This is a genomic window from Enterobacter sp. CPE_E1241 (assembly GCF_045618265.1).
Lineage (GTDB): Bacteria > Pseudomonadota > Gammaproteobacteria > Enterobacterales > Enterobacteriaceae > Enterobacter > Enterobacter adelaidei.
This window is the reverse complement of sequence record NZ_JBIWYV010000001.1, coordinates 2,203,466-2,229,900: the sequence shown is the minus strand read 5'-3', so window position 1 is coordinate 2,229,900 and position 26,435 is coordinate 2,203,466. Positions and strand designations below refer to the sequence as shown.

General features: G+C 54.0%; 23 protein-coding genes. 12 read left to right on the top strand and 11 right to left on the bottom strand.

Features of this window, described 5'->3' with window-relative positions; all coding sequences use genetic code 11:
- Nucleotides 1-4: 4 nt before the first annotated feature.
- Entirely contained in the window at nucleotides 5-292 is a 288-nt protein-coding gene (gene paaB, locus ACJ9Y9_RS10885; RefSeq protein WP_006175064.1) for a 1,2-phenylacetyl-CoA epoxidase subunit PaaB, read from the bottom strand.
- Nucleotides 293-303: 11 nt separating this feature from the next.
- On the bottom strand, nucleotides 304-1,233 hold the full coding sequence (gene paaA / locus ACJ9Y9_RS10880; RefSeq protein ID WP_028017549.1) for a 1,2-phenylacetyl-CoA epoxidase subunit PaaA: 930 nt from the start codon (nucleotides 1,231-1,233) through the stop codon (nucleotides 304-306).
- A 285-nt stretch (nucleotides 1,234-1,518) separates the two neighbouring features.
- Between paaA and paaZ the strand changes: the two genes are divergently transcribed.
- The 4 genes from paaZ to ACJ9Y9_RS10860 all read left to right on the top strand — a co-directional run bounded on the left by paaZ (nucleotide 1,519) and on the right by ACJ9Y9_RS10860 (nucleotide 9,312).
- On the top strand, nucleotides 1,519-3,558 hold the full coding sequence (gene paaZ / locus ACJ9Y9_RS10875; RefSeq protein ID WP_028017550.1) for a phenylacetic acid degradation bifunctional protein PaaZ: 2,040 nt from the start codon (nucleotides 1,519-1,521) through the stop codon (nucleotides 3,556-3,558).
- 165 nt (nucleotides 3,559-3,723) lie between these two features.
- Nucleotides 3,724-5,997, top strand: a complete 2,274-nt coding sequence (gene tynA, locus ACJ9Y9_RS10870) for a primary-amine oxidase (RefSeq protein WP_028017551.1) — start codon at nucleotides 3,724-3,726, stop codon at nucleotides 5,995-5,997.
- A 165-nt stretch (nucleotides 5,998-6,162) separates the two neighbouring features.
- Nucleotides 6,163-8,136 (top strand): alkyl/aryl-sulfatase, encoded by a 1,974-nt coding sequence (locus tag ACJ9Y9_RS10865; protein ID WP_028017552.1) that lies wholly within the window; start codon nucleotides 6,163-6,165, stop codon nucleotides 8,134-8,136.
- A gap of 69 nt (nucleotides 8,137-8,205) precedes the next feature.
- Nucleotides 8,206-9,312, top strand: a complete 1,107-nt coding sequence (locus ACJ9Y9_RS10860; RefSeq protein ID WP_028017553.1) for a GGDEF domain-containing protein — start codon at nucleotides 8,206-8,208, stop codon at nucleotides 9,310-9,312.
- Between the two features lie 39 nt (nucleotides 9,313-9,351).
- Here ACJ9Y9_RS10860 and ACJ9Y9_RS10855 read toward each other — a convergent pair whose 3' ends face one another.
- A complete protein-coding gene (locus ACJ9Y9_RS10855; RefSeq protein WP_028017554.1) occupies nucleotides 9,352-10,851 on the bottom strand; it encodes an aldehyde dehydrogenase family protein in 1,500 nt (499 codons plus the stop codon).
- 241 nt (nucleotides 10,852-11,092) lie between these two features.
- Here ACJ9Y9_RS10855 and feaR point away from each other — a divergent pair, with 241 nt between their 5' ends.
- Nucleotides 11,093-12,001, top strand: coding sequence for a transcriptional regulator FeaR (feaR, locus tag ACJ9Y9_RS10850; protein ID WP_028017555.1), 909 nt, complete (start codon nucleotides 11,093-11,095; stop codon nucleotides 11,999-12,001).
- On the opposite strand, the gene ACJ9Y9_RS10845 is transcribed toward feaR, so the two are convergent.
- From ACJ9Y9_RS10845 to ACJ9Y9_RS10835, 3 genes are read right to left on the bottom strand one after another with little or no spacing between them, the layout of a single operon-like run.
- Complete coding sequence (locus tag ACJ9Y9_RS10845; RefSeq protein WP_028017556.1) at nucleotides 12,002-12,319, bottom strand: YdbL family protein; 318 nt, start codon at nucleotides 12,317-12,319, stop codon at nucleotides 12,002-12,004. It lies immediately after the preceding gene.
- Between the two features lie 7 nt (nucleotides 12,320-12,326).
- On the bottom strand, nucleotides 12,327-12,518 hold the full coding sequence (locus ACJ9Y9_RS10840; protein ID WP_028017557.1) for a YnbE family lipoprotein: 192 nt from the start codon (nucleotides 12,516-12,518) through the stop codon (nucleotides 12,327-12,329).
- Nucleotides 12,515-15,154: a YdbH family protein gene (locus tag ACJ9Y9_RS10835; protein ID WP_407226103.1), complete on the bottom strand. Its 2,640-nt coding sequence runs from the start codon at nucleotides 15,152-15,154 to the stop codon at nucleotides 12,515-12,517. The genes ACJ9Y9_RS10840 and ACJ9Y9_RS10835 overlap by 4 nt, the downstream gene beginning before the upstream one ends.
- 210 nt (nucleotides 15,155-15,364) lie before the next feature.
- Between ACJ9Y9_RS10835 and ACJ9Y9_RS10830 the strand changes: the two genes are divergently transcribed.
- The gene (locus tag ACJ9Y9_RS10830; protein ID WP_028017559.1) at nucleotides 15,365-16,354 is read left to right on the top strand and encodes a 2-hydroxyacid dehydrogenase; all 990 of its coding nucleotides are present in this window, start codon (nucleotides 15,365-15,367) and stop codon (nucleotides 16,352-16,354) included.
- 19 nt (nucleotides 16,355-16,373) lie between these two features.
- Here the strand turns inward: ACJ9Y9_RS10830 and ACJ9Y9_RS10825 are convergent, their stop codons facing one another.
- Nucleotides 16,374-17,582: an MFS transporter gene (locus ACJ9Y9_RS10825; protein ID WP_028017560.1), complete on the bottom strand. Its 1,209-nt coding sequence runs from the start codon at nucleotides 17,580-17,582 to the stop codon at nucleotides 16,374-16,376.
- A 448-nt stretch (nucleotides 17,583-18,030) separates the two neighbouring features.
- On the opposite strand from ACJ9Y9_RS10825, the gene ACJ9Y9_RS10820 reads away from it, so the two are divergent.
- Nucleotides 18,031-18,705: an MgtC family protein gene (locus ACJ9Y9_RS10820; RefSeq protein ID WP_371128440.1), complete on the top strand. Its 675-nt coding sequence runs from the start codon at nucleotides 18,031-18,033 to the stop codon at nucleotides 18,703-18,705.
- A gap of 264 nt (nucleotides 18,706-18,969) precedes the next feature.
- Nucleotides 18,970-19,188 carry a cold shock domain-containing protein gene (locus ACJ9Y9_RS10815; RefSeq protein WP_028017562.1) on the top strand — a complete coding sequence of 73 codons (219 nt, stop codon included), beginning with the start codon at nucleotides 18,970-18,972 and terminating at the stop codon, nucleotides 19,186-19,188.
- Between the two features lie 90 nt (nucleotides 19,189-19,278).
- Here the strand turns inward: ACJ9Y9_RS10815 and ACJ9Y9_RS10810 are convergent, their stop codons facing one another.
- Nucleotides 19,279-19,443 (bottom strand): YnfU family zinc-binding protein, encoded by a 165-nt coding sequence (locus tag ACJ9Y9_RS10810; RefSeq protein WP_218064858.1) that lies wholly within the window; start codon nucleotides 19,441-19,443, stop codon nucleotides 19,279-19,281.
- Nucleotides 19,444-19,591: 148 nt separating this feature from the next.
- On the opposite strand from ACJ9Y9_RS10810, the gene ACJ9Y9_RS10805 reads away from it, so the two are divergent.
- Complete coding sequence (locus ACJ9Y9_RS10805; RefSeq protein WP_028017563.1) at nucleotides 19,592-19,819, top strand: hypothetical protein; 228 nt, start codon at nucleotides 19,592-19,594, stop codon at nucleotides 19,817-19,819.
- Nucleotides 19,820-19,978: 159 nt separating this feature from the next.
- Here ACJ9Y9_RS10805 and dcp read toward each other — a convergent pair whose 3' ends face one another.
- The gene (dcp, locus tag ACJ9Y9_RS10800) at nucleotides 19,979-22,012 is read right to left on the bottom strand and encodes a peptidyl-dipeptidase Dcp (RefSeq protein WP_028017564.1); all 2,034 of its coding nucleotides are present in this window, start codon (nucleotides 22,010-22,012) and stop codon (nucleotides 19,979-19,981) included.
- A 267-nt stretch (nucleotides 22,013-22,279) separates the two neighbouring features.
- On the opposite strand from dcp, the gene ydfG reads away from it, so the two are divergent.
- Both ydfG and ACJ9Y9_RS10790 read left to right on the top strand, forming a co-directional pair.
- Complete coding sequence (gene ydfG, locus ACJ9Y9_RS10795; protein WP_028017565.1) at nucleotides 22,280-23,026, top strand: bifunctional NADP-dependent 3-hydroxy acid dehydrogenase/3-hydroxypropionate dehydrogenase YdfG; 747 nt, start codon at nucleotides 22,280-22,282, stop codon at nucleotides 23,024-23,026.
- Nucleotides 23,027-23,117: 91 nt separating this feature from the next.
- Nucleotides 23,118-23,804, top strand: coding sequence for a GntR family transcriptional regulator (locus tag ACJ9Y9_RS10790; RefSeq protein WP_028017566.1), 687 nt, complete (start codon nucleotides 23,118-23,120; stop codon nucleotides 23,802-23,804).
- A gap of 35 nt (nucleotides 23,805-23,839) precedes the next feature.
- Here the strand turns inward: ACJ9Y9_RS10790 and ACJ9Y9_RS10785 are convergent, their stop codons facing one another.
- On the bottom strand, nucleotides 23,840-24,271 hold the full coding sequence (locus ACJ9Y9_RS10785; protein WP_028017567.1) for a universal stress protein: 432 nt from the start codon (nucleotides 24,269-24,271) through the stop codon (nucleotides 23,840-23,842).
- Between the two features lie 286 nt (nucleotides 24,272-24,557).
- On the opposite strand from ACJ9Y9_RS10785, the gene ydfZ reads away from it, so the two are divergent.
- Nucleotides 24,558-24,761, top strand: a complete 204-nt coding sequence (gene ydfZ / locus ACJ9Y9_RS10780; protein WP_014831738.1) for a putative selenium delivery protein YdfZ — start codon at nucleotides 24,558-24,560, stop codon at nucleotides 24,759-24,761.
- Nucleotides 24,762-24,804: 43 nt separating this feature from the next.
- Here the strand turns inward: ydfZ and ACJ9Y9_RS10775 are convergent, their stop codons facing one another.
- The gene (locus ACJ9Y9_RS10775; RefSeq protein WP_028017568.1) at nucleotides 24,805-26,268 is read right to left on the bottom strand and encodes a mannitol dehydrogenase family protein; all 1,464 of its coding nucleotides are present in this window, start codon (nucleotides 26,266-26,268) and stop codon (nucleotides 24,805-24,807) included.
- Between the last annotated feature and the right edge of the window lie 167 nt (nucleotides 26,269-26,435).

The following is a 26,435-nucleotide window of genomic DNA, read 5'->3' as shown; positions in this document are numbered from 1 at the left end:
AACCTCACATATGCTCGATGCCATCAGGAATGGTGTAAAACGTCGGGTGGCGGTAGACCTTGCTTTCCGCCGGGTCGAAGAACTCGCCGCTCTCTTCCGGCTGGGAGGCGATAATCTCGCTCGCCTTGACCACCCAGATGGAGCACCCTTCGCTGCGGCGGGTATAAGCATCACGCGCATTTTCCAGCGCCATGCGATCGTCAGCGGCATGCAGACTTCCCACGTGACGGTGGGACAAACCTTGTTTGCTGCGTACGAACACTTCGTACAGCGGCCAGTAGACATTGCTCATCGTGATTCCTCTCAAGCCACTTTGCGGGCATGTTGTTTTTCTGCGTGCGCCAGTGCAGCTTCACGCACCCACGCCCCCTCTTCCCAGGCCTTGCGTTTGGCGGCCAGGCGTTCGTGGTTACAGATGCCACGCCCGTTAATCACCTCTTCAAATTCCTGCCAGTCGATCTCGCCGAAACGGTAATGACCGCTCTCGTCGTCAAAACGCAGGTCGGGATCGGGCACCGTCATGCCGAGCATCTCCACCTGGGGAATGGTGTTGTCGACAAAACGCTGGCGGAGTTCGTCATTGCCGAAGCGTTTGATTTTCCAGGCCAGGCTGCGGGCGCTGTTCGGCGAGTTGTCATCGTTCGGCCCAAACATCATCAGTGCCGGCCACCAGAAACGATTGATGGCGTCCTGCAGCATCTGGCGCTGGGCCTCGCTCCCCTGCGCCAGCGCCATGCAGGCTTCAAAGCCCTGACGCTGGTGGAAGCTCTCTTCTTTACAGATTTTCACCATTGCGCGGGCATACGGCCCATAAGAGGTCCGGCACAGCGCCACCTGGTTAACGATGGCTGCGCCGTCCACCAGCCAGCCGATCACGCCGATATCGGCCCAGCTCAGGGTTGGGTAGTTGAAAATGGAGGAGTATTTCATCTTGCCGTCGAGCATCTTCTGGTAGATGTCTTCCCGCGCGCAGCCCAGCGTTTCTGCCGCGCTATACAGGTACAAACCGTGTCCGGCTTCGTCCTGCACTTTAGCCAGCAGGATCGCTTTACGGCGCAACGTCGGTGCGCGGGTGATCCAGTTACCTTCGGGCAGCATGCCGACAATTTCGGAGTGCGCGTGCTGGCCAATCTGGCGGATCAGCGTCTTGCGGTAGGCCTCAGGCATCCAGTCCTGGGGCTCTATCGCCGTCTCCTGCGCTATGCGCTGCTCAAACCGTTGTTCTTGCGTCACGTCATCACCTTTATGATTCGTTAGTTTGCAATTTAAAGCGAAATGTTGAATCACTTTGTTTTTTAAAAGTTACACAAAGGTTAAATATAACCCCAAGAATTGTTTCCTGGTTTTGTGATGCCGCTCGCAAGGCTTTTACAGCACACCCTAACATTCGGGCGTTTGCGCACTGCACTTCATCAGTGCCGGATCACAATGTTAACAAATCATTAAAACTCAGCTTGATTTTTATGATTCACGATCAAACTATTAATGGTGAATTTTCGTAACATTTGGAGATAAGCGATGCAGCAGTTAGCCAGCTTCTTGTCCGGTACCTGGCAGTCTGGCCGGGGCCGCGAACGCACTATTCATCACGCCATCACTGGCGAAGCGCTGTGGAGCGTGACCAGCGAAGGGCTGGATATGGCGGCCGCCCGTCGCTATGCCATTGAGCACGGCGGCGAAGCACTTCACAAAATGACCTTTATCGAACGTGCTGCCATGCTGAAGGCGGTGGCGAAACATCTGCTTAGTCACAAAGAGACGTTTTATGCCCTGTCCGCCCAGACCGGGGCGACAAAGGCAGACAGCTGGGTGGATATTGAAGGCGGTATCGGTACCCTCTTCACCTATGCCAGCCTGGGCAGCCGCGAACTGCCGGATGACACACTGTGGCCTGAGGATGAGTTGATCCCTCTGTCGAAGGAAGGTGGTTTTGCCGCACGCCATGTCCTGACGTCAAAATCAGGCGTGGCGGTCCATATCAACGCTTTTAACTTCCCGTGCTGGGGCATGCTGGAAAAACTGGCACCCACCTGGCTCGCCGGGATGCCTGCCATCATCAAACCCGCTACCGCCACAGCGCAGGTGACCCAGGCGATGGTGAAATCCATTATCGACAGCGGCTTGGTACCGGACGGCGCCATCAGTCTAATCTGCGGTGGCGCAGGGGATCTGCTGAATCATCTCGACAGCCAGGACGTGGTGACGTTTACCGGCTCCGCCAGTACCGGGCAAAGCCTGCGCGTGCACCCGAATATTGTGGCGAATTCCATTCCCTTCACCATGGAAGCTGACTCCCTGAACTGCTGCGTACTCGGGGAAGACGTTACGCCAGACCAGCCAGAATTTGCCCTGTTCATTCGGGAAGTGGTCCGTGAAATGACCGCCAAAGCCGGACAGAAATGTACGGCCATTCGCCGGATTATCGTCCCGCAAAGCCAGCTCGATGCCGTCAGTCAGGCGCTGATTGCGCGTCTTGAAAAAGTCGTGGTGGGTGACCCGGCGCATGAAGGGGTGAAAATGGGCGCGCTGGTGAACAGCGAACAGCGTGCGGACGTTCAGGAGAAAGTGGATCAGCTGGTTGCCGCAGGCTGTGAAATCCGCCTAGGGGGCAAAGCGGATTTGCAGGCTACTGGTGCCTTCTTCCCACCGACCCTGCTTTTCTGTCCGCAGTCGGATGAAACACCGGCAGTTCACGCGACTGAAGCCTTTGGTCCGGTTGCGACCCTGATGCCGTATCGCAATGCAGCCCACGCGATGCAGCTTGCCCGCGCGGGCGGTGGAAGCCTGGCCGGGACGCTGGTCACTGCGGATCTGGCAACCGCCCGCCAGTTTATTGCCGGCGCGGCACGCGCTCACGGACGTATTCAGGTCCTCAATGAGGAATCCTCGAAAGAGTCTACCGGCCACGGTTCTCCGCTTCCTCAACTGGTCCACGGTGGTCCAGGTCGCGCGGGCGGCGGTGAAGAGCTGGGTGGCCTGCGCGCAGTGAAGCACTATCTGCAGCGCACCGCCATTCAGGGCAGTCCATCCATGCTGGCTGCCATTGGCAAACAGTGGGTGCGCGGTGCTGACGTGCAGGAAGATCGCGTTCATCCGTTCCGTAAATACTTCGAGGAGTTGCAGCCGGGCGACAGCCTGCTGACGCCGCGTCGTACGCTCACAGAAGCGGATATCGTGAACTTTGCCTGCCTGAGCGGCGATCACTTTTACGCGCACATGGACAAGATTGGCGCGGCAGAGTCAATCTTTGGCGAACGCGTGGTCCACGGTTATTTCCTGATTTCCGCCGCAGCAGGATTGTTCGTTGATGCGGGTGTCGGGCCGGTGATTGCCAACTACGGCATGGAAAACCTGCGCTTTATCGAGCCGGTTAAACCGGGCGATACCATTCAGGTGCGCCTGACCTGCAAACGTAAAACGCTGAAGAAACAACGCACCGCCGAGGAAAAACCGACGGGCGTGGTGGAGTGGGCCGTTGAGATTTTTAACCAGCATCAGCAGGCCGTGGCGCTCTACTCCATTCTGACGCTGGTGGCGCGCCAGCAGGGTGACGCCTGACACTTTTCTCTCTCGCACGTTGACCGGGGTGTGATGCCACCCCGGTCTTTTTTTAACCTGGCAAGACTGACAAATAATCTGGCAGATGCAGGCAAACGCTTTTCTCAGGCGCCTGTCAGGATAAGGCTGTCACCACACAATAAACACAACAAGATGAGGTCTACGATGGGAAGCAATTCTTCTTTTTCTGCCCGTAGAACGGCACTGGCTATGGCTGTTGCGCTGTGTTGCGCCTGGCAATCCCCTGTTTTCGCTCACGGCAGCGAGGCGCACATGGTCCCGATGGACAAAACGCTGCAGGACTTTGGCGCGGTTGTCCAGTGGGATGATTACGCACAACTGTTCACCATCGCGAAAGACGGTGCTTTTGTGAAGGTCAAACCGGGGGCGAAAACCGCTATCGTCAACGGTAAAACCCTCAAGCTGCAGGTACCGGTGGTGATGAAAGGCAAAAAGGCCTTTATCTCTGACACCTTCATCAACGACGTTTTCCAGTCCGGCCTCGACCAGACTTTCCAGGTTGAAAAACGCCCTCACCCGTTAAACGCGCTAACGGCTGACGAAATCAAACAAGCCGTAGAGATCGTCAAAACCTCTGCGGATTTCAAACCGAATACCCGTTTTACCCAGATTGCCCTTGCTGAGCCAGATAAGACCAAAGTGTGGGACTTTGTGCTTAACGGTACGGCAGTGGATTCTCCCCGCCAGGCGAACGTGGTTATGCTCGACGGGAAGCACGTTATCGAAAGCCGGGTGGATCTGAAGGACAAAAAGATCCTGAGCTGGGAACCCGTAAAAGACGCACACGGCATGGTGCTGCTGGATGACTTCACCGCGGTTCAGCAGATCATCAACGAGAGCACTGAGTTTGCAGAGGTGCTTAAAAAACACGGTATCACCGATACGAAGAAAGTGATTACCACGCCGCTGACCGTCGGCTATTTCGACGGTAAAGACGGCCTGAAGCAGGAAGATCGCCTGCTGAAAGTGGTCAGCTACCTGGACGTCGGTGACGGTAACTACTGGGCGCATCCGATTGAAAACCTGGTGGCCGTAGTCGATCTTGAGCAGAAAAAAATCCAGAAAATTGAAGAAGGCGCTGTTATTCCGGTTCCCATGGCTCCGCGTCCGTATGACGGCCGTGACCGTATCGAAACAGCGAAAAAGCCCCTTGAGATCGTCGAGCCAGAAGGCAAGAACTACACCATTACCGGTGATATGGTGCACTGGCAGAACTGGGATTTCCACCTGAGCCTGGATTCCCGCGTCGGCCCGATGATTTCGACTGTGACGTACAACGATAACGGCAAAAAGCGCCAGGTTATGTATCAGGGCTCCTTAGGTGGCATGATCGTCCCTTACGGCGACCCGGACGTGGGCTGGTATTTCAAAGCCTATCTGGATTCCGGCGACTATGGCATGGGCACCCTGACCTCTTCGCTGGTACGGGGGAAAGACGTGCCGTCTAACGCCGTGATGCTCAATGAAACGATCCCGGATTACACCGGTGCGCCAATGGAGATCCCGCGCGCAATCGCCATTTTCGAACGCTACGCCGGGCCGGAATACAAACACCAGGAGATGGGACAGCCAAACGTCAGCACCGAGCGTCGTGAACTGGTGGTACGTTGGGTGAGTACTGTCGGTAACTACGATTACATCTTCGACTGGGTATTCCATGAAAATGGCACCATTGGAATTGATGCTGGTGCGACGGGTATCGAAGCGGTGAAAGGCGTACTGGCGAAAACCATGCATGACGCCACCGCGAAAGACGACACCAAATACGGCACACTGATCGATCACAACATCGTGGGTACCACCCACCAGCATATCTATAACTTCCGTCTTGATATGGATGTGGATGGCATCAACAATAAACTGGTAGCGATGGATCCGGAGGTTAAACCGAACACCGCCGGTGGCCCGCGCACCAGTACCATGCAGATCAATCAGTACGACATTGATACCGAGCAGCAGGCAGCACAGAAATTCGACCCGGGCACCATTCGCTTGTTAAGCAATACCAGCAAAGAGAACCGCATGGGCAACCCGGTCTCGTACCAGATTATCCCTTACGCGGGCGGTACACACCCGGTAGCGACGGGCGCGAAGTTTGCCCCGGACGAGTGGATTTACCACCGGCTGAGCTTTATGGATAAGCAGCTGTGGGTCACCCGTTACCATCCTGATGAGTTGTACCCGGAAGGGAAATTTCCTAACCGTTCCATCCACGATACGGGCCTGGGGCAGTACAGCAAAGATAATGAGTCACTGAATAACCAGGATGACGTCGTCTGGATGACCACAGGGACAACCCACGTCGCCCGTGCCGAAGAGTGGCCGATCATGCCGACGGAATGGGTACATACTCTGCTTAAACCGTGGAACTTCTTTGACGAGACCCCCACCCTGGGGAAGAAAAAAGACGCTAAATAACATACCGGGCGCAACGCCCGGTTTTTTATTCATTCACTTGCTGAATACCTCTTCCCGATTATAGTTATTCATGCCCTCTTTATTTCCACTGCATCTCTTGAATCACTTTCAGCCAGGACACGACGTTTCTACGTAAGCCGTAATACATCACTGAGAGGTTTTAGGATGAAATTTAATTTGATTGTCAGGAGCCTGGCGTTAGCAGGTTTTTTTATTTCCGTCAGTTCTTCATTTGCCGCTGAAGCGCCAAAAGATGCTACAGCAGCAACTCAACAGGCCAATAATGCCCTTTTTAATCAACTCCCTTTCTCTGACAAAACCGATTTTACCGACGCGCATAAAGGTTTTATTGCCCCTCTCCCTCAGGAGGTTATCAAAGGGGAACAAGGGAATGTTATCTGGGATCCGCAGCAATATTCGTTTATTAAAGAAGGCGATAAAGCGCCTGATTCCGTCAACCCAAGCTTATGGCGTCAATCACAGCTGATTAATATTAGCGGCCTGTTTGAAGTCACCGACGGGGTATACCAGATCCGTAACCTCGACCTGTCAAATATGACGATTATTGAAGGTAAAGCGGGAATAACGGTCGTTGATCCGCTGGTATCCGCCGAAACCGCTAAAGTCGGGATGGACCTGTATTTTAAACATCGCGGGAAAAAACCGGTCGTGGCTGTTATCTATACCCACAGCCATGTCGACCACTATGGTGGCGTGCGCGGCGTGGTAGATGAAGCCGATGTAAAAGCTGGTAAGGTAAAAATTTACGCCCCGTCCGGTTTTATGGAAGCCGCAGTAGCGGAAAATATCATGGCGGGTAACGTCATGAGCCGCCGCGCCAGTTATATGTACGGCAACCTGCTTAAGCCCGATGCGAAAGGACAAGTTGGTGCAGGCTTGGGTACAACGACCTCTGCCGGTACGGTTACGCTTATCGCTCCGACCAATATCATAGAAAAAGATGGCCAGAAAGAGGTCATTGACGGCCTGACCTATGATTTTATGCTGGCGCCGGGCTCTGAAGCACCATCAGAGATGCTCTGGTTCATCGAAGAGAAAAAACTGATCGAATCAGCAGAAGATGTCACCCACACGCTGCATAACACTTACTCCCTGCGCGGCGCGAAAATTCGCGAGCCGTTACCGTGGTCGAAATACATTAACCAGGCGATCGTACGCTGGGGCGACAAAGCCGAAATTATTATGGCGCAACACCACTGGCCAACCTGGGGTAACGAAAATGTGGTCAATCTGTTGAAGAGCCAGCGCGATCTTTATCGTTACATCAACGACCAGACACTACGTATGGCGAACGAAGGCCAGACGCGTGATGAGATCGCCGCCAACTTTAAGCTCCCGGATTCGCTGGCGCACACCTGGGCTAACCGGGGCTACTATGGCTCCGTCAGCCATGACGTGAAAGCCACCTATGTCCTCTATCTTGGCTGGTTCGATGGCAACCCAGCGACGCTGGATGAACTGCCACCTGAAGAGGGAGCGAAGAAATTCGTTGAGTACATGGGTGGTGCTGACGCCATCCTGAACAAAGCCAAAACGGACTTTGACCAGGGGAATTATCGCTGGGTTGCACAGGTCGTGAGCAAAGTGGTCTTTGCCGATCCGAATAATCAGGCGGCACGTAACCTGGAAGCAGATGCGCTGGAGCAGCTCGGTTATCAGGCCGAATCTGGCCCGTGGCGTAACTTCTACCTGACCGGTGCTCAAGAGCTGCGTAACGGCGTGGTGAAAGGCCCGACACCGAATACCGCCAGCCCGGATACCGTGCGGGCAATGACGCCAGAGATGTTCTTCGACTATCTGGCTGTGCATATCAATGGCGAAAAAGCCGGTACTGCCAAATCCGTGTTCAACATTGATTTAGGCAGCGATGGCGGAAAGTATAAACTTGAGCTGGAAAACGGCGTGTTGAACCATACGGCTAACGCCGAGGCGAAGGACGCTGACGCCACGCTGACCCTGAACCGTGATACGCTGAACAAAATTATCCTGAAAGAAGTGACGCTGAAACAGGCGCAGGATAGCGGCGATATTAAGATCACCGGCGATAGCGCGAAGCTGGATGCGATGCTGGGCTATATGGATAAATTTGAATTCTGGTTTAACATTGTGACACCGTAACACATCACCTGATGGGCGGTAACCCCGCCCATTTTTCTCCCGCTCCTTTCGATACGGAAATCCCCCTTGATAGAAAAAAGACGCAATACACCACCCGAGCTAGCCACCTGGCCCACCCGAAAATCCATGGTGCACCATGGCCTGTCGATGAATCTACCGTGGCTGGCTTTCGTGAACGTGAGCTTTGCGCTGATGCTCCTGCTGCGCAACGTCTTGTTCGGTAACATCGACAGCCAGGTCGGTGCAACGAAATACCTTACGATGATGGTCGATACATCAATGCTGGGGGTCATTATCCTATCAACCGCGCTGATGGTTATGGCCTGGCGACGTATCGTCGGGATCAGTGTCGTGCTGTTTATCTGCAGCCTGCTGTGGTCACTGTGTAGTTATTTGTTGATCACGGTTGTTCAGCTTCCTCACGCCTGGCCAATCTTCGTGATTCTGTTGCTCGCGGGAATGACCGCGCTCTATTTTCACCCGTCGGGGCTGCTCTCTTTTGTCCTGCCGCTCTGGATCGCCCTGCCGTCTGCAAGCATCGCCCTGAACCAGAGCGTTAACCTGCGCTTTGCCGTGATCTGGGTGGTATTCACCCTGATCCTGATTTGCGGGCGCTTTATCCTCCTGAACTGGTTCGAAGAAGCCTGGCGACGTAACCAGCAGAATCAGCGACTCATTCTGCGGCTGGACGCGCTGGCACATCTGGATGCGTTAACCCAGACGGCAAACCGCCGGGCCATGGAAACCGTGCTGGAAAACGCGGTTGATCAGAAAAAAGCCTTCTCGCTGATTATGCTGGATGTCGACTATTTCAAACTTTACAACGACACTTATGGCCACCAGGCGGGTGACGACTGCCTGGCGCAGGTAGCGCAGGTGCTGAAAAAATCAGTACGTACACCTCACGACGTTGTTTCTCGCTACGGTGGCGAAGAGTTTGTAGTGATCCTGTTTGACTGTCCGGAGAACATGGCAGAACAGGTTGCTATACGCATTCAGGAGGGGTTGTATTCAGCCGCGATACCGCACAGTGGCTCGAAGGTTAGCGGGGTTGTCACCGCCAGCATGGGGATTGCGGGAATGGAGGACGGTCTGGCGGGTCCCGAGATCATCGCCCGGGCTGACGCGGCGCTGTATCGGGCGAAAGAGGCCGGGCGGGATCGGTGGTCCCGTTAATAAAGCCGGGTGAGGCGTAGCCGCCACCCGGCTTGTTTTTTAATACCGCACGCACACCGACTTCGTTTCGCACCAGCCGTCCAGCCAGTCCGGGCCAAAGTCACGTCCGGTGCCAGACTGTTTCATCCCGCCGAACGGCAGGTTAGCGTCGATTAGCGTATGGCTGTTTACCCAGACGGTACCCGCCTGCAGCCTGTCGGTATATTCCAGCGCCTTGCTGATATTCTGCGTCCAGACGCTGGCCGTCAGGCCATACTCGGTGTCGTTTGCCAGCTGGAGCGCCTCTTCACCATCGGCCACTCGCACCAGGTTGACCACCGGGCCAAATACCTCTTCACGAGTGAGCCTCAGCGCGGCATCCGGGTTCACCACCAGCGTAGGTGAAACGTAATAGCCTTTACCTTCCGGCCCACGGTTACCGGCGATCAGTTCCGCATGACGGGACTTCGCTTCATCGAGGAAAGTCTGTACCTTGTCGCAATGCGCACGCGAAACCAGCGGGTTAATAAAGGCTTCCGGCGACATGCCCGGCCCGACGCTCAGCGATTTCACCGCCTGTTCAAACCCGCTGACCAGCGTGTCAAACAGCGGCGCTTCAATATAGATGCGGGAGCTCGCCGCACAGACCTGTCCCTGGTTCAGGAAGCTGCCGGTCATCAGGCCTTCAATCACCCAGGCAGGGTCGGCATCTTTCAACACGATGGCAGGGTTTTTCCCGCCCAGTTCCAGGGTCACCCCGGTTAACGTGTCCGCCGCCGTGCGGGCAATTTGCTTACCCGTTGCCGTTGAACCGGTAAAACTCACTTTCGCAATGTGCGGATGCGAGGTCAACGCTGCGCCACACACCGCGCCGCTACCGGTTACGACGTTGAACACCCCGTCCGGGATGCCCGCTTCGCTGGCCAGCTCCGCCACGCGCAGCATGGTCAGCGGCGTGGTTTCTGACGGTTTAATCACAATGGAACAGCCCGCGGCCAGCGCAGGCATCACTTTCCACATCCCGATCATCAGCGGGAAGTTCCAGGGTACAATCCCGGCCACCACGCCAACCGGCTCTTTGCGCGTCCACGCCTGATAGCGGGCCCCCTGTGGCAATGGGATAGAGAGATCCAGCGTTTTGCCAGCGATCTTCGTGGTCAACCCGGCGGTATAGCGCATCCAGTTCAGGGTGCAGCCAACTTCAAAAGCGCGGGAAATGTTAATGGATTTGCCCTGCTCCAGCGTTTCAAGCTGAGCCAGCTCCTCACTGTGCTGCTCAACCAGATCGGCAAAATGGAGCAAGATCCGCTCGCGTTCCGCCGGTAATTTTCCGGCCCAGCTGCGGGCAACAAACGCGCGCCAGCCGGACATCACGGCGCGGTCAACATCGTCAACGCTGGCATCGGCAGTCGAGGCAATCACCTCGCCCGTGGCCGGGTTGTAGACATTCAGCCGTTTTTCACTGTCTGATGCGGCCTGACGCCCTTCGATCCACAGGCCATGATGTCGGTCTAGAAACTGCTGCACAGCAGGTAGGATTGCCACCAGTGATTCAGACATAGGGTACTCCTTCGTTATTATTCGTCGGGTGTTGATCCAGTCTAAGAGGGGTTTCGCATTCTCGCTTTTGTCTGTGTGACATTCGCTTTGCCACCTGTGACAGGCTCCGCAAATCGTGATAATTCCGCCTTATATCACTGTTCCCGGTGAGTGTTCTTTCCTATAGTCAGCCTCATAGCTCTGACAAAATGCAACACAAATGCAACAATGCGAAAACGTTGACGGCGCAGTGAGAGAAACGATGGCGTGTGCAAGCGAGCAGGAACAGTATCAGCAGTGGCTGGCGCAAATTAACCAGGTTTGCGGGCGCTTTAACGCGCGTCCTCTGGAGGGAAAATTCTTCGGTGAACTGGAAACCAGCTACGCGCGCAGCCTGAAGCTCAGTACCGTTACCGCAGGCGGCGTGAATCTGTTCCGCTCCCGTCAGGAGATCGCTCAGAGTAATGATGCCTGGTTCTATACCGTGTTCCAGCTTGAAGGCAGCGCAGAAATTGAGCAGGATGACCGGCGCTCTGTGCTAAAAACCGGTGATATCACGCTGCTTGACGCATCCCGCCCCTGCTCAATCAACTGGCAGGAAAAATCCCGTCAGATTTCGCTGCTGGTACCCCGTCAGATCATTGAGCAGCAGTGTCGGTTTCAGGAGATCAACTGCGCGCTCACCCTTTCCCGTTCGTTGCCAACGGTACAGCTGAGTCATCGTCTGTTAATGGACAGTATGAACAATGCCGATCTGAGTGACCGGGAGAGTGAAGCCGCGCTCGAAGCGATGGTCTGCCTGCTGCGCCCCGCTTTCCAGCAGCGCGAGTTGATTCAGCCGCGTAAGGAACGTCAGTTCCAGCATGTGGTGGCGCTGATCGACGATCATATTCAGTCCGAATCTCTGCGCCCGGAATGGATTGCCGCCGAGAGCGGTATGTCCGTGCGCAGCCTCTACCGCATGTTTGCCGAGAAAGGGCTGGTGGTGGCGCAGTACATTAAAAACCGTCGTCTGGATCTGTGCGCGCAGGTGTTGCGTTCTACCAGTGATGACGAAAAGCTGGCGGGGATTGGCTACAGCTGGGGATTTACCGACCATAGCCATTTTTCGACGGCGTTTAAGCAGCGTTTTGGCGTCTCGCCAGGTGAATACCGCAAGCGCTACCGCTAACTATTTTTTCAGCCATTTTCCGTTAATGCCCTTCACATACTCGCCGGGTTGAGCACGGGCAACCAGTTTTTGTCCCGCCATTTTCGCCACTTCATCGACCGGTAAATTATTGCTGTCAGCCAGCTTCTGGTAGTTTTCCGTGCGCGCCGCATTGATACGGTTAACCAGCGCCAGCGTTTCCGCATCCTGTTGGATCGGGGCAAGATACCCGCTCAGGGTTTCCCCTACGCGCCCCTGCGCCCGGGCATCATTTAAGGTGAGCGCGGCCGCCTGCACGTTCATCCCCAGTGCCAGTAAAATCAGAGCTAATCGTTTCATGGCGTCCTCAGAACAGATCGCTGCGCGATTTCAGCAGAGTTTCAACGTCTTTATCGACCTTAATGTGGATCTCATGTTCGATTTTGACATTCATATTGATGGTAATCGGCTCTTTCGGTGCCGCGACTTCAATGCGCGGCGTACAGCCACTCAGTAGCGCGACAACGGCAACGGTGAGTACACCAGCCATCTTTTTCATTGTTGTTCCTCACTTTCCTTGCCAGTCGAACTGCGGGGACCGGGTATCGCCGCGTGTTGCTCAAACCAGGTTTGCAGGTTGTCTCCAAAACGCAGGCTGCGCCAGAGGGTAAAGACATTCTCGTCATGGGTATAGTTCAGGTTGACGGTGCTGCTTTTGCCATCGACACGGCTGGTCCCCTTGATGGTGGCCTGCATGGTTAATTGCCCCAGGTTATCTAAATTGATTCTCGTCCACGAACGCGAAATTTCCATATAGCGGAGCCAGTTAATCGCGGCGCCCGCGACCATATTATCGTTCACAATGGCATCTGCAGTATCTTTGTCGATACGCAGCGTCATGGGCCCGGGGTTGCTCAGCCAGCCATCTTTGATGATCCATTTTTCATTGTCCAGCCAGAACGGTAGCGCCCCGCTGACCGGCCCCGACATGGCAAACTGTTTCGGATTGACGGCGCTAATCAGCTCGCTGGAAGAGATATTGTCTACGCGCAGCAAGGCCGGATCGTGTTGCGGCATTCTCAGCTGCTGCATGGTGATTTTCCCGCCGAGGGTTTCCACCTTCACGTTGGTGAGCAGGAGCGGGTTTTCCTCGGTCCATGGGTAGTCCCCCTGGAGGTCCGCCGTAATATTTCGCGCGGTCACCAGGTTTTCCACTTCATCTATGCGCAACGTTACCGGGCCTCGCGTGCCCAGGGACCAGGTCCCTTCGCTGAAGCGGAACGGCAGCACAAAATCGACGCCGTTGACCTGGTTATCAGGCATCCAGGCGCTGCCGGATTTCAGCACGCCGTGCCCACCGGCTTCAAAGCCCTGATCGGCCGCCGCCGAGAAGGCGACCTGCGCATAGAGTTCCCCGTCACGCAGCGTCATTTTCCAGTCCGGTGGTATCAGCGGCTGAAATACGGTAAGCGACTGTTTCGGCCACCAGGCCTGCCCGCGAAGACGTTCCCCATCCCATCGACCATTTACCTGTACCGGGCCAATTTTGTCTGCATGGAGGTCGCCCTTGAACTGGAAAATCGTTGGGTCTGTTCCGTCGACGCTAAAGGTCAGTACTGAGGGCGGTAACACGCTCCCGCCGGAGAAGCGGGTTTGTCCCGCATTGAGCGCCAGCGCGCCGCTGAAGGTGGGTTTTTCGGGGTCACGGAACCAGCGCACCGGTTGATCCAGCACCAGACGCGGCTTGCTGACTTCCATCGTACCGTACTGAAGTTTGTCAAAACCGGTGGAGAGCGCAGTTAGCTCAATGAGGTTGTCACGCCATTCGCCTTTCCCGGCGACATCCCAGCGCGCATTCATCGGCGTAAAGCCCCCTTTTCCCCAGTAGCGCCACTGCCACAGACCGTTGTCGGGTAAAAAGTCGTTGGCCTGGCCGTCCAGGTGGAGCTCAAAATCGCCCATTTCGTTTTCATGGGCCCGCAGAATGGCCTGCAAACGGCCATCAACACCCTTTTGCGTGAGCTTGACGCCCGCCAGTGGCCAGCGAATTTCATCAATATTGAGGGAGTTAATAATGCGTCCGCGTGAACGAAGCAGCGCCCCCGGCTCAAAAGAAAGCTGAGGTTCATAAAGGCTTCCGGTCAGTTTTGCCGGCAGTCTGGCGTAGAGAATAAGGTCGTTTTGTTTCGCCTCACCGCTCAGATACAGCGGCATGTCGCTGTTTTCCATACTGAGCCTGCCCGGCCCAAGGTTCAGAACCGCGTTGCCTTTCCCTGCATCACCTTGGGTAAGCACATTGAGACGTCCGGACAAGGTAGCTTTCTCCAGTCCCTGCTGCCAGTTGTCGACTCGCAGGCCAACTCGCCCGCTCAGCGGCATACCGGAGAGGTCCCAGTTCCAGCGTCCGTCACTGATATTCAGCTGTTCTGCCGTGATCTGCCACGGGAGGTCGAGCAGCGGGTCGGGGTTATCGCGCGCCATCACCACCAGTTGTCCCTGATTTTCCTCCCAGTCCAGATCGGCATCGACCAATGAGGTGAGCTGTGGCACGTTAAAGGTCGCGACCGCGTGCCCTTTAACCGGTACCCCATCGGGAACCAGCGGCAGAGTGAACTCGCCCACCAGTTTTATGGGCTGAGGCCGGTCGGGAAGCTGTACATCGAACTGGCTGACGGAGAGCAACTGTCCACGAAGTTTCCCTTTAATGCTGACCTGCTCGCCTTTATAGGTAATCTCCTGGCTGGCTGGCGTCAGCGAGGCATAAAGCTCGCCCTGCCATTGTTGCCAGGGCGAGAGCGTCAGGCGATGAACGGTAAGCCAGGTCTTCGGTAAAACCGCCTGCCACTGTGCCAGCGTTTTGGGCGCAACCGTTGAGGGTGCAGACTGAGGGATTTTGCTTAAACACGCGGAATTAAGCTCGAGCGCACCGATATCCAGTTCCCAGCGACTGGGACGTGACAGCGTCACGTTATCGACCCGGGCAATCTCACAGTCTTCAACCAGATAGCGAACGTCGGGAATGACCAGTGCGTGACGGGTGATTTTGGGGCTTTGTTCAAAGGCGATACGTGTCCCGACGGGTAGCCAGATACCGGCAAGCGTTGGAACCCACTGGGCGAGCGTCATCAGCAGCGTCAGCGGCAAGAGGATGAACAGCAGTAAAAGCGCAATTGCGGCTTTGTATTTACCCTTCATGGGCAGTTAATATCCTGATTTAGCGAAAGAATTAAGCCGACATTGCCGATCATTGTCGCATGTTTAGCCAGTCAGTTGAAGGGAATGCCATTTTTAAGGATAGATGCTCTAGAATAATTGATAGAACTTATTGAATTCAATAATATTTCAAAAATTGTAAGATAATTTTAATCATGCTAACGTGAATGCAAAATCACTGGAGAAAGTCTTATGAAACTCGCGGTATATAGCACAAAGCAGTACGACAAAAAGTATCTGCAACATGTTAACGAGGCTTACGGGTTTGAGCTTGAATTTTTCGACTTTCTGCTGTCCGAAAAAACCGCCAAAACGGCGCACGGCTGCGAAGGCGTCTGCATTTTTGTGAACGATGACGGCAGTCGTCCGGTGCTGGAAGAGTTGAAAAAACAGGGGGTGAAATACATCGCCCTGCGCTGCGCGGGTTTTAACAACGTTGACCTCGACGCGGCGAAAGAGCTGGGCCTGAAGGTGGTTCGCGTGCCGGCGTACTCACCGGAAGCGGTCGCGGAACATGCGATTGGCATGATGATGTCGCTCAACCGTCGTATTCACCGCGCTTATCAGCGCACCCGTGATGCTAACTTCTCGCTGGAAGGACTGACCGGCTTTACCATGTACGGCAAAACCGCCGGCGTGATCGGCACCGGTAAAATTGGCGTCGCCGCCCTGCGCATTCTGAAAGGCTTCGGCATGCGTCTGCTGGCATTTGATCCCTACCCAAGCGCTGCGGCGCTGGAATTAGGCGTCGAATACGTCGACCTGCCAACCCTGTTCTCACAGTCTGACGTGATCTCCCTGCACTGCCCGCTGACGCCGGAAAACTACCACCTGCTGAACCAGGCGGCATTTGACCAGATGAAAGATGGCGTGATGATCATCAACACCAGCCGCGGTGGGTTGGTTGACTCTCAGGCCGCCATCGAAGCGCTGAAAACGCAGAAGATTGGCGCGCTGGGGATGGACGTGTATGAAAACGAGCGCGATCTGTTCTTTGAAGACAAGTCTAATGATGTGATCCAGGACGACGTGTTCCGCCGCCTGTCTGCCTGTCATAACGTGCTGTTTACCGGACACCAGGCGTTTCTGACTGCCGAAGCGCTGATCAGCATTTCGGAAACCACGCTGGGGAATCTACTGCAGCTGGAAAAGGGCGAAGCGTGCCCTAACGAACTGGCATAAGCCTAGCGCCGGGTGGCGGCTATGCCCCACCCGGCGAACTGTCAGTTTCCCATGTCCGATGAGCACAGCGCCACCACAGCAGGACGGCCACCAGGGCAATCGCGCTCAGTACGCTGAACGCCGTCGCAAAAGAGTAATGACCGGCGATCGTACCGGTTAACGCCGGACTCATGGATGCCCCAATCCCCTGCATCAGCATCACCACGCTTTGCCCGGCATTGACGTGCCCGCTTCCGCGCAGCAGCACCACAATAAACGACGGTACCACGACACCCAGGATCCCGGCTGCCAGTCCGTCGAGGATTTGTACCGGTATCATCATTAACGGCGCGTCCGTAGATGCCGCCAGCGCCGCGCGCACCGGCATAACCAGCAGCGCCAGCATAATTAAGCGCCAGTAGCCGTAGTGTTCTATGCGGTGTGCGACCCAGATGGCAACGGGGATCATCACGGCCTGTGAGATGATGACGGTACCCGCCGCATACAAACCGGGGTTAATCGATGCAGGTGCCGCTGCAACTCTCATGCTCAACATCGGCAGCAGCGCGGCGTTTGCCAGGTGGAACAGCAGCAGCGTCAGCCCGGTCACAAACAGCGCACGGTTTTTCATCAGCACCGCAAAGCCGGGAACCGGCAGGCTCGCCTGAGATGACAGTCCGCGCGCGGCGTTGTTGTCGATATCGCCGTGGCGAATGGCAAGCAGCGCGCAGAGCGTGAGCAGCGTCGTGCAGGTCATCAGCAGGAAGATCCCGCCCACGCCCCAGTACCAGGCAATGCCGCCTGCAATCAGTGCAGTGACAAAGTTGCCGCCGTGATTGAACGCCTCATTTCTGCCCATCTGCGCACTGAACCCGCCCTGGCCGGTCAGCCCCAGCGTTATACCGGCGATCAGCGGCCCCACAAATGCCGCACTGATACCGCTGACAATTTGCGAAACAGCGACAACGCTGCTCTGCTGGCTAAACCAGAGCAGGAGCGTACTAAGGGTGATGAGCAGGCACACCAGCGCCAGCACGGATCGCTTGCTGCGTGAGGTGTCGGTGATAAATCCCGCCGGCAGCGTGGCCAATAATCCCGCCAGACCACCGGCCGTCATCAGTATGCCGATATCATCAGGGGACCAGTGACGTTCAGTCAGAAAAATACCGAGAAAAGGACCAAGACCATCGCGGACATCCGCAATGAAAAAACTGGTCAGGCACAACGCCCGCAGTGAACGATGAGACATACTGCCTGCCTTAGCATGTTACAGCCTGTTATAAATACAATCGAGTATACCGGGTATTGTTGAAAATCAGGTGACATCTATAAAACTTTTTCCCGAACTTAAACAATTCATAACGAACGTTGTTTTTTCGCTTTACTCATTATAAAGCCTTATTATACTGGCGATAAATTTACACAGGAGTCCTTCGTTGGAAAGTCACCTTATATATGATACGAAGGTAAGCTAGTGCGATTTCACGCTGCTTACCTGAACGGTGGGCAGCAATCATCTCAACGCGATTGCATCCCGACACTTTAAGAACCGCTATAATTGTGGGTAATCGCTATGTTTCTGTTTACACATTCACTCTTCCCGCCGCCGTCGCGCTAAAAATACGTAGTGTTTAAATGGCGTCATATAGTGCTTTAGCACTGACGTTTATTATTGAATAACGTAAACAGGCGACAGGATGATGTTCCCATATATCTCTCATCTGCTCGCAGCAATGCTGCTGGGCGCAATTATTGGCGCAGAAAGACAATGGCGCCAGCGGATGGCCGGGCTTCGTACCAATGCACTGGTTGCTACAGGCGCGGCAGTGTTTATTTTAAGTTCCGTCTCCACTTCTCCTGATAGCCCGGGGCGCATCGCAGCACAGATCGTCTCCGGAATAGGTTTCCTCGGCGCAGGCGTGATTATGCGTGAGGGAATGAATATTCGGGGTCTGAATACCGCGGCAACGCTGTGGTGTTCGGCCGGAATTGGTGTGCTATGCGGATTAGGCCAATTCTGGAATGCCGCGATGGCCAGCGTAATTATTCTCTGTGCTAACATATTGCTTCGCGAAGCCGCGCAGCGGATTAATCAACTCCCCGCGCTTCACGAAGGCGAAAAATGTTATGTTCTGAAAGTGACCTGCAATGATGAGCATGAAGATGCCGTGCGGCAGAATGTTGTCAAAATGGCTCAGGAGCTGACGTTAAGTCTGAAAGCCATTTATTCAACGGCAGCGAAAACAGAAGGAACCACCGAAATTCGGGCTGAAGTGATTACCCGGGAGGAATACCGAAAATTACTCGATTTGATTATGGGTAATATGGGTGGTAATAAAATTATCGCTTCCGTAAGCTGTCATGCAATATGAACATAAGCCGGGCCCTGTGCCCGGTTACGCGACCACTCAGCAAGCCCACGCGCCCAGACGGCTAAAATAAAATTTGCTAATTAATCCTGTCCGTGTATTAATGATCTCGTTGGTTCGATGCAATACTGAATGTAACATTTTACTAAGCAGTCCTCATAACCAGGCGCTATCGCTGATACCCCCTCCTTTTGAGTCCATACGTATACAATTTATACGTTCTCTATCATAACGTTACTACTTTAAAAGCATTCAAATGGAGTATATATGTCGTCAAAAATTTTAGGTCTGGTTAAGTGGTTTAACGAAGATAAAGGCTTTGGTTTTATCTCCCCGCTTGATGGCAGTAAAGATATTTTTGTCCACTTTTCCGCCCTTGAGGGGGACAGTTTCAACACGCTTTTTGAAGGTCAAAAAGTCGAGTTTGCTATCATTAGCGGCAGTAAAGGCCCTGCAGCAGGCAACGTAACGCTTTGCGATAAATAATATCGCCACGGACCCGCGATAACGATGACGGTTTTCCTGAGTAGACGGGTCCTTAGCATTGCTTTTTAATTTTCTGGCGAAATTATTTTTTTAAAATCGTTGAGAGGACTTAAAAAGAGTATTGCAATATGGGCAAACAAGCTGTGCGCCCTTTTGTACGCGATTATAGCTGTGCTCTGAATCTTTCGAGCAGTTTGGGCAGGGACATTTGACTAAATGATTTCGACGAAATTGCGTATTTTTACGTCCAGACATAGGCTTCTCCTGATTAAATGGACTGCCACAGTACACGTTAAGTCAGGATATTGCTTGCTTTAATTTTCGAAAAAGTTAGAACAATGAATAAATCAGTCTCTTTGGACGGCATCAGCTTAAAAAATCACGAATGATTACAGGGTGATATATGAAAAAGGTGATAGTGTTCTTTAATGGTAAGCCGAGCAAAGTTATGACTGTGCTTAAGGGCATTACATCCATACGTGAAGAATACCCGAATGGCGAAGAGGTTAATCTTCAAATAATGTCTGCTGGTTTTCCGTCTTTAACAGGCGATCATGATGTTATCTATGTTGCCTCGGATCGGGAACTTACCTCTCAGGAAATACTCGATGCAGCACAAAAATATTTGTGATGTCTCGGGTTCGCAGTTAATTTTTTGAATTAAGATTAGAATAACAATTATGCATCATCATTAGCGCCTGCTTAACGCAGGCTTTTTTTATGACCATTTGTCCTCAACGGTGAGCGGGTCAAGCGGGCGCTAACCCTGGATGACCCGCCAACTATGGCATTACGCGCTCAATCCGCGATTCTCCAGCATCGGTTCAATCTTTGGATCGTGCCCGCGCCAGTTACGATACAGTTCCGCTAAATCTGTACTATTACCACGGGATAAAATCGCCTCACGGAATTTTTGCCCGTTTTCACGGGTTAAACCGCCCTGCTCGACAAACCACTGATAGCCATCGTCCGCCAGCATTTGTGTCCACAGGTAAGCGTAATACCCCGCCGCGTAACCGCCACCAAAGATATGGGCAAAGTAGCTGCTGCGATAACGCGGCGGTACGGCGGGCAGATCCAGCCCCTCTTTTTTCAGGGCGGCGGCTTCAAACGCCTCGACACTTTCAACAGGCTCACGAATACTGTGCCAGTTCATGTCCAGCAGCGCGGCACTGAGTGTCTCCGTCATGTCATAGCCTTTGTTAAACTGAGTCGCACTCAGCATGCTTCTCCGTAGCGCTTCCGGCATCGGTTCACCGGTTTCAAAATGACGGGCGTAATGGGCAAATACCTGAGGATGGCTGGCCCAGTGTTCGTTTATTTGCGACGGAAACTCAACGAAATCACGTGGGGTATTGGTACCCGCGAGCGTGGCGTAGCGCTGGCTGGCAAACAGCCCGTGTAGCGTATGGCCGAACTCGTGGAACAGGGTAATCACATCATCCCAGGAGAGTAGCGCCGGGCGTCCATTACCCGGTTTCTGATAGTTACAGACGTTGTAGATAACCGGACGGGTGGCAAATTCATAGGATTGCACGACAAAACTGTCCATCCACGCCCCACCTTGCTTGGAGTCACGGGCAAAGAAGTCACCGTAGAACAGTGCCATACCAACACCCGTGTGGTCGAAAATTTCCCATACGCGAACGTCCGGGTGATAAACCGGGATATCAAAGCGCTCCACAAAGCGGATGCCAAACAGCTGGCTGGCCGTCCAGAATACGCCATCGTGCAGTACGTTATTGAGCGCAAAATACGGCCTGATTTGCGACTCATCGAGGGCATATTTTGCCTGACGTACGCGCTCCGCATAGAAGGCCCAGTCCCAGGCCTGCACGGTGAAACCACCCTGTTCGTCATCAATGACATTCTGAATATCGGCCTGCTCGCATTCCGCGCGGGTACGTGCGGCAGGCACAATGCCACGCATAAAGGTAAGCGCGGCGTCTGGCGTTTTCGCCATCTGGTCGGCAATGCTCCAACTGGCATAATCCTCAAAGCCCAGCAAGCGAGCCTGACGTGCACGTAACGCAGTAAGACGAAGGATCAGCGCGCGCGTATCGTTCTCATCCCCTTTCTGGGTACGCGTCCAGCCTGCGTTAAACAGATTTTGCCGCGTCTGACGATTGCGCAGCGCCGAAAGCGCGGGTTGCTGGGTGGTGTTCAGGAGCGGGATCAACCAGCGATCGTTAAGCTCTCTCTCGGTGGCAGCCTGTGCGGCATCAGCGATTTCGTCAGCGCTAAGCCCATCAAGCTGGTGTGCGTAATCCACCACCAGCCCGCCAGCCTTATCAGCAGCCAGCAGACGCTGATTAAACTGGCTGGTCAGAGAGGCCGCCTCGGTATTAAGCGCCTTCAGCTCGGTTTTTTCTGTCTCATTCAGACGTGCGCCGGCCAGAATAAACCGCTGATATGTCTCCTCAACCAACCGACGGGATTCAGCGTCCAGCGCGGCACGGTCCTGCCAGACGCTCTCCACGCGAGCGAAAAGCGTGTCGTTTAGCCAGATATCGTTCGCCAGCGCGGCAAGTTCGGTAGAGAACTGCTCTTCCAGTTCCTGCAGGTACGCATTGGTGTGTGCGGAGGTCATGGCGAAGAAAACGCTGTTGACGCGCGTGAGCATGGCGCCGCTTTTCTCCAGCGCCAGTACGGTGTTGGTGAAGTCTGGCGCAGTGGTCTGAGAGACAATGGCGTCAATATCCGCCCGCTTCTGGCGAAGCGCTTCATCGAAAGCCGGGCGATAGTGGCTATCGTTGATTTCATCAAAATGAGGTGCCTGGTAAGGTAAAAGGCTGATTTCAAAAAAGGGATTCGTGGCCGTCATCTTTTGCTCCTGAGTACGGGTATCCTCCCAGAGTATACACTTCATCCTTCAAGCTGCCTCTGCGTTGGCTTTCCTCGTTCACCCCAGTCACTTACTTATGTAAGCTCCTGGGGATTCGCTGCGTCGCCGCCTTGATGCAACTTGAATGATATTGTGTATAGGCCAGGCCGCCATCCCCTGCAATGCTGTCATACAAATGTTGCCTTAACGCACCCTCGGCGACCGTGCTATGTTAGTACAACACAAAAAGCGTTGAGGAACAGTGAGATGATTATTTTAGTTACCGGGGCGACAGCGGGTTTTGGTGAAAGCATCACGCGTCGCTTCGTCGCCAACGGACACAAGGTGATTGCAACGGGCCGTCGTCAGGAGCGCCTGCAGGAGCTGAAAGACGAATTGGGTGACAGCATCCTGACCGCACAACTGGATGTGCGTAACCGCGCGGCCATTGAAGAGATGATTACTAACCTGCCTGCCGAATGGCGTGCCATTGATGTGCTGGTTAACAATGCCGGTCTGGCGCTGGGCATGGAGCCTGCCCACAAAGCCAGCGTTGAAGACTGGGAAAACATGATCGACACCAACAACAAAGGGCTGGTCTATATGACCCGTGCAGTGCTGCCGGGCATGGTCGAGCGCAACCGCGGCCACATTATCAATATTGGTTCCACCGCCGGGAGCTGGCCATATGCGGGCGGCAACGTCTATGGCGCGACCAAAGCGTTTGTGCGCCAGTTCAGCCTGAACCTGCGTACCGATCTGCACGGTACGGCCATTCGCGTCACCGATATCGAACCGGGTCTGGTTGGCGGGACTGAATTCTCCAACGTGCGTTTCAAAGGCGATGACGCGAAAGCGGGTAAAACCTACGAAAACGCTAACGCGCTGACGCCGGAAGATGTCACTGAAACGGTGTGGTGGGTGGCGACGCTGCCGAAACACGTCAACATCAACACCGTAGAAATGATGCCGGTCAGCCAGAGTTTTGCCGGACTTAGCGTCCATCGTGGCTAACTGAGCCCTTCCCGGCCTGCGGGCCGGGTCTGTTTCGGGTTATAAAAAAATGGTAGTATGTTCAGGCTAACTCTCTGAGAAATGACAACTCATGGCCGCTGAATCGCAACTCAATCCCACCCAGCCAGTAAACCAGCAAATCTATCGCATTTTGCGACGTGATATTGTCCATTGCCTGATCCCACCGGGTACACCGCTTTCTGAAAAAGAGGTGTCCGTGCGTTTTGACGTTTCCCGTCAGCCGGTGCGCGAAGCGTTTATTAAGCTCGCAGAAAACGGTCTGATTCAGATCCGCCCGCAGCGCGGCAGCTATGTGAACAAAATTTCACTCTCTCAGGTGCGCAACGGCTGTTTTGTTCGCCAGGCGATTGAATGTGCCGTCGCGCGCCGTGCTGCAACGCTTATCAACGACAACCAGTGTTATCTGCTGGAGCAAAATCTGCACCAGCAGCGCATTGCGATAGACCGTAAACAGCTCAATGATTTCTTCCTGCTGGATGACGAATTCCACCAGAAACTGGCGCAGATTGCCGATTGCCAGCTGGCCTGGGACACCATCGAGAACATTAAGGCCACCATCGACCGCGTGCGCTATATGAGCCTCGATCACGTCTCCCCGCCGGAAATGCTGCTCCGCCAGCATCATGATATTTTCAGTGCGCTTGAAAAACGCGATGCCGACGGTGTGGAAAAAGCGATGACACTGCATTTGCAGGAAATTAGTGAATCTGTGCAGCTTATTCGCCAGGAAAATAGCGAGTGGTTCAGCGAAGAGTAACATTTGCCGCACCCCTTACGGATGCGGCGAAGAAATTAACGAACGACTAATACCGGAATAGTGGCGTAGCGCAGAATAGATTCCGCATTTGAACCAAGCAGATGAGTGGTGATGCCCGGGTTTTTCGACCCGATGACGATCACATCATATTCCCCCTCCTTGCTCAGCTTGATAATTTCATCGCGGACATTGCCAAAACGAACCATGCCGTGAATATTCTCAGGGGAGATATCGAACAGTCTCTTTAACTCGTTCATTTTTTTCCCGGATTCAGCGGTCATATACTCTTCAAACTTTTTAATATCAGCGTTAAACCCGCGCAGCAGTGAGCGACTGCTGGCCGGAAGAATGTTGACCAGGGTAATCGACGCACCCTCAGCCTTTGCCAGGTTGGCCGCATGGCGTACCGCTTTATCGCTTAACTCCATTTCAAACACATCAACAGGCATCAAAATCTTCTTATACATAAGCCTGACTCCTTATTCCGATGAAGGGTTATTTCCTGCCTCCAGAATGGCATCAGAAATATAAACCAACCCTCAACGCTTCCCTATCGAAACTATCAGCTTATGAAAATAACGGTCTGCTTTGTAAATTGCTGTCGTGAACCGTCAGCACTCGATGCAATAAACAAAAAAGTGTGAGTTTGATCAAAAACAAAAACATGAAGCGCGGACAGGCGTATTTATATGCCCCGTGAACGGCAAACCTGAATTAGCGCCGTAACGGATAAGTTAGAGAGGAGAATATACCATGATGACATACGACCGTAACCGTAATGCAATTACCACTGGCAGCCGCGTCATGATAAACGGCACAGGCCATACTGGGGTCATTAAAGCGATCCATAGCGACGGTCTTGATGCCGCGCAAGTGCGTCGTAGCAAAACGGTGGAAGTGGAAGGATGCGAAGGTAAGTTCGAACCGATTGAACTGATTCGCCTGGGTATGCACTAAATTGTACCCGTACATGCCGCCGCGAACGGCGGCATGAGATGAATTATCGTTGCGCGGCGTACTGTGCCACCGTGGCTTTTGCTCCCTTCTGTAGCAACGTCTGATACGCGCTCATCACCGCATTCACAAAGCTAGCCTCTTCAGGTAACTCTCTGCCAAAAATAGCCTCGATGCCAAGCAGGGCTTTCACACGGCTTTCCCCCTCGGTACTTCCCTTCACTGCCGCCTGAATCACGGCCAGTTGCGGATCGCTCACCTCAATGGTATTACCCTGTTCATCCACACCGCCAACATAGCGCATCCAGCCAGCCACACCCAATGCCAGTAGCGGGAACGGCTTTTGATGCACCAGGTGCCAGCGCACAGAATCCAGCATACGCTGCGGGAGCTTCTGGCTACCGTCCATCGCAATTTGCCAGGTTCGATGACGCAGGGCCGGGTTACTGTAGCGAGCAATCAGCAGATCGGCATAATGACCTAAATCGACGCCTTTCACTTTTAAGGTTGGCGCCTGCTCGTTGAGCATCAGCTTATGCGCGGCGAGGCGGTAATTTTCATCCTGCATACAGTCGTTGATATGCTGGTAACCCGCCAGATAACCAAGATAGGCAAGGAATGAATGACTGCCATTGAGCATACGCAGCTTCATCTCTTCAAACGGAATAACATCTGACACCAGCTCGGCCCCGGCTTTTTCCCATTCAGGACGCCCGGCAACAAAGTTATCTTCAATCACCCACTGGCGGAACGGTTCACAGGCCACTGCCGCCGGGTCGCGCACGCCAGTCAGTTGTTCGATTTTATTCAGCGTGTCTACCGTTACTGCAGGCACGATGCGGTCCACCATCGTTGACGGGAAGGTGACACTGGATTCAATCCAGTCCGCCAGCTCACCATCGACAGCGCGAGCATAAGCACAGGTGACATTGCGCATCACATGGCCGTTCTCCGGCATGTTGTCACAGGACATCACGCTGAAAGCAGGCAGACCCGCAGCTTTACGGCGCGCCAGTGCTTCAACCACTACCCCGGGTGCGGATGTCGGGTGATGGGGGTTTTGCAGGTCGGCGGCAATTAACGGATGATCGAACATCAGTTGCCCGGTCGCGGGTGAGTGACAATACCCTTTCTCGGTGATCGTCAGCGAGACAATTGCCACCTGCGGTTCACACATCGCGGCCAGCACGGTCTCCAGCCCGTCAACCTGCGCATGGAGTGCTTTTTTGACCACTCCGACCACGCGAGATGTCCATGCATTGGCAGACATCTCCGCCACGGTATAGAGGTTATCCTGCGCGTTGAGATCGGCAATCTGCTGCTCGCCGCCAATCAGGTTTACTTCACAATAACCCCAGTTGCTGCCGTGTTCCGCTGCGAGAATGTCGGTATAAACCGCCTGATGCGCACGGTGAAATGCGCCGAAGCCAAGATGAACAATGCGTGCCTTCAGGTCGTCGCGAGTGTACTGAGGAAGCGTGGCTTTCGCCTGTAATAACCGGTTTTCCATGATTAAGACTCGTTAAGTAGAACGCTGTGAACCACTGCCGCCCATTGACCAGAGCGGCAGCGCCTGCTGACTACACCAACTAGAATGGCAGTTGGGGTAAAAAAATAACTGCCATTAACCATACTGATACTTCAGTTTGAAATTTTGATTTATATTAACTTTTATTC